Below are 3,242 nucleotides of genomic sequence, written 5' to 3' on the forward strand. Positions count from 1 at the left end.
TTAACTTACTGGCAAAAGAAATACAACCATATTGTATCTAAGAGGCGGATCAAGGTTGAGAATATTATTGCAGAGCTAAAGAATTTTCGTATTTTATCTCATAGATATCGCAATAAGCGTAGGGGCTATAATCTAAAGTTTAATATTGTTGCTGGAATTGTTAATTTCAAAAATGATTTCGTTAATAAATTACTTGCTGCTTGATGCTAAAATAATCACGAACAACCTTCTTCACCCCTCGCATTGGCTAATTGTTAATTAAATACTTACGCAAGAGGTCTATTGATCTTGCTTGTTCCTTCGATAGTTTGCAGCAAAATACTTCCCAAACCTTTTTTTCTCTTGTCTTCATCTATAAAAAGCATGCTTATAAAGAGACATTCCTCTAGATAAAAACAGCCCCTGATTCCTGCAACAATATCTCCAGTTTTGTTCTTGATTAGGTAATTCTTTTTAATCTCCATATCGCCTACAAAAGACAATTGTTCTAGATTGAATTTATCAAGTTTGTCTTCTAGGATTTCTATTTCATCTGAAGTTGCTTCGAAAAGTTTGTAGTCGAATTTTAAGGTATCAGTTTGAATTTCGCTTGATGACCCATCTCCTACAAACTCAAACCTTTTTTGGATTTTGCCATTAAGCTCAATATCTTCCAGGAACATTTTTAGAGGCCGCACCCATATCCCGAAGTCACCGTAAAGTGCTTTATAAACTACCATATCTTCAAGGGTTTCGCAGTGACGAGCTGTACCTGTTACCTCATATAAATGACCTTTGTAATGGCGGTATTTTCCTTTTTGGATAGATAAATCTTTTTTCATAAACTCTCAGCAAATCTAATCAGTTTTTTAAGATCCTCAAATAACATCCAGACTTCTTGTTTGAACCAATCAAGCCATTGCACTTCGGATATAGGATATTCAGAAATACGCGCAAGCCCTACATAAGTTTTAAGCTTTGCAAGCAAATAGCTGATACGAAGACCTGTAAAATCTGCTTCGTGGGCACGTATTTCTTTTAAGATAGTTTTTTCACATTCATTAAATACAGCAATCTTCTCTATGAGTATACGACGAACAGGATCACGGTTGATTACATACCCTGCCGCGTGCTTTATTACTTTATTTTCTGATGTCATAGCAATTGAATCACTTATTAAGGCCTCCAAGGTTTGTACAGCCTTTGTAATCTTTGAGTTTGCAAATTTTGTATTATCCGGTTGGTTTTCCAACTGATGTAAGTTTTTGAATCGCAGAGGTAAGGTATAGCCGACACCTCTAGTATTCAAAACAAGCCCCCCTAAACTGGGATGCAATTTTTGAATAATCTGTCTGATTTCTGAGAGTTTACGATGCATGCGGGTCAAATCTGAAATGATAAGACCATACTCTTTTAAAATTTCTATGATCTTATCGTAAGGAAGTGGATTCGGATGACCTTTAAACAGCTCATATAAGATAGAGGCCATGAATGGCTTAATCCTTGACTCTTTAGGAATGCCCTCAATTTCAATGCGCAATACAAAACTATCGGCATCAATCGTGACAATGTTTTGATTATTAGTATCAATCAACGATATAAACTTCATGTCACCTCATAAGAAATGCGCAAAATGCCGTTTTTGTTTTTGATTTTATTAATCCTCATAAGCCCTATCTCACCAATGGAAGATAGATGTGTACCACCACAAGGTACTGGCGGCATATCGCCTATTTGCATAACACGAAAATTCTTATTATCAGGGATACTATAGGGTAGCTTATAAAATTGCTTTTCAAAGCCTAATGGACCAATCTCAAAAACGATAGTTCTATCATTTTCTGCAATTGCTTCATTTATTGCATTCTGTAGAACTCCCACATCTATTGCTTCGTTTCCTTGAAATTCAACATAAGCTTCTCCAGGAAAGGAATGACCTTTTATTGCTTTTAGTTTTGGATTCAGTATTTCTACGATATTACTGAGCAAATGACCTGCAGTATGGTAACGAGCATTTATTAACCTTCTTTTTTGGTCCACAACGCCATACACTTTTTGTGCTGCTAGTAGCTCAATTGCTGTAGGCTCTATATAATGTCTTATTTGATCTCCATGCTGTGCAACGTGGACGACGTTAGCTTTGAGATGATCGTTTCCGATAACGCCATGATCTGAAGGTTGACCACCACCCTGAGGATAAAAAGCTGTTTGACCAAGGATAATAAAGATGCCTTTTTCATCTTTTTCTACTTCTTGAATCAAACCTTCAAAATCAAACTGATATGTATCTTGGAGGTATAGTTTTTTAGTCATATATTTACCATTAATTTGTTGTTACATATCAGTATTATCGCTCCAAAACCAAAGGATAGGTATAACAATAATATCCTAAAATAAGGATATACAAACTTATTTATCTTCATTTTACCCTACAATTATCGTGAAGTTAAATGATTTCTCCGTTTCGAATGCCAATCGCTACTCCGGTTTTCGTTCTCTAAAAAATGAGGGGTCAAAAAACCTCAATCCTCTAAAACCTAGGCAAATCAAGGGTTTGAGGGCATGCGTACCTTCGGGCCGAGTGTTCAATGCAAGCGGAGATGGAGAGGGCAAAACAGAGATTTTGGGGGTAAAATGGCGAAATTGGAGAAAGGGAGGTACGTATGTGGTGCAACGCTAAAACGCCGGAAGGCCCGCAAATACTGGGGTTTCTGGATTGCTTCGCTATGCTCGCAATGACGGTGAGAAAAGTTATTCCTCAAAAATCTGGCGGAGATCAGTTAACCACAACCTAACCAACTCCAAACTGGGGTGGTATAGTCATGTTTTTACTCTCTGAGGCGATTATAGAGGCGTACTGGGAGAGTGTCAAATCAATGATTCTGAAATCTCCAGTGAAGTGTGTGAGGCACAATTGGCACGTCCCTAAAGTTAGTCTATAGTAAATTAATTTGAGGTAGCGTATTTAAAAAAGAAAGATAACGAAGCAAAAAGACTCTGAAAGTCAGAAATTTTCTGCTTAACCCATCGCTTCATATTAGCCCAAAATTTCTCTATTGGGTTAAAATCAGGTGAATAAGGAGGAAGAAAAATTACCTTACAACCAACAGATTCAATGAGATCTTTTGTCTTTTGTGATCTATGAAATGCAGCGTTATCCATTATCACAACTTGCCCAGCTTTTAGCTCTTTGATCAAGAATTGCTCTACCCAGCTTTCGAATAGCTGGGTATTACATGAACCATTAAATACCATAGGAGCTA

At 36.9% G+C, this 3,242-nt stretch carries 6 protein-coding genes; 2 read left to right on the plus strand and 4 right to left on the minus strand.

All coding sequences use genetic code 11. The features are described from left to right. A partial coding sequence (locus Sarmat_RS06305; protein WP_279611763.1) for a transposase family protein occupies positions 1 to 204 on the plus strand: 204 nt, incomplete at its 5' end. Positions 205 to 266: 62 nt separating this feature from the next. On the opposite strand, the gene Sarmat_RS06310 is transcribed toward Sarmat_RS06305, so the two are convergent. The 3 genes from Sarmat_RS06310 to Sarmat_RS06320 are packed head-to-tail and all read right to left on the minus strand — an operon-like array spanning position 267 to position 2,292. After that, on the minus strand, positions 267 to 821 hold the full coding sequence (locus tag Sarmat_RS06310; protein ID WP_202149918.1) for a GNAT family N-acetyltransferase: 555 nt from the start codon (positions 819 to 821) through the stop codon (positions 267 to 269). After that, positions 818 to 1,588 (minus strand): hypothetical protein, encoded by a 771-nt coding sequence (locus tag Sarmat_RS06315; RefSeq protein WP_202149919.1) that lies wholly within the window; start codon positions 1,586 to 1,588, stop codon positions 818 to 820. The genes Sarmat_RS06310 and Sarmat_RS06315 overlap by 4 nt, the downstream gene beginning before the upstream one ends. Then, a complete protein-coding gene (locus Sarmat_RS06320; protein ID WP_202149920.1) occupies positions 1,585 to 2,292 on the minus strand; it encodes an alanine--tRNA ligase-related protein in 708 nt (235 codons plus the stop codon). Before Sarmat_RS06320 ends, Sarmat_RS06315 begins: the two co-directional genes overlap by 4 nt. 350 nt (positions 2,293 to 2,642) lie before the next feature. On the opposite strand from Sarmat_RS06320, the gene Sarmat_RS07195 reads away from it, so the two are divergent. Further along, positions 2,643 to 2,774: a hypothetical protein gene (locus Sarmat_RS07195; RefSeq protein ID WP_279611779.1), complete on the plus strand. Its 132-nt coding sequence runs from the start codon at positions 2,643 to 2,645 to the stop codon at positions 2,772 to 2,774. A gap of 151 nt (positions 2,775 to 2,925) precedes the next feature. On the opposite strand, the gene Sarmat_RS06325 is transcribed toward Sarmat_RS07195, so the two are convergent. Further along, on the minus strand, positions 2,926 to 3,242 hold a 317-nt coding region (locus Sarmat_RS06325), incomplete at its 5' end, for a transposase (RefSeq protein WP_202149207.1).

It is taken from the genome of Candidatus Sarmatiella mevalonica (assembly GCF_016751895.1).
Classification (GTDB): Bacteria; Pseudomonadota; Alphaproteobacteria; order Rickettsiales; family Rickettsiaceae; genus Sarmatiella; species Sarmatiella mevalonica.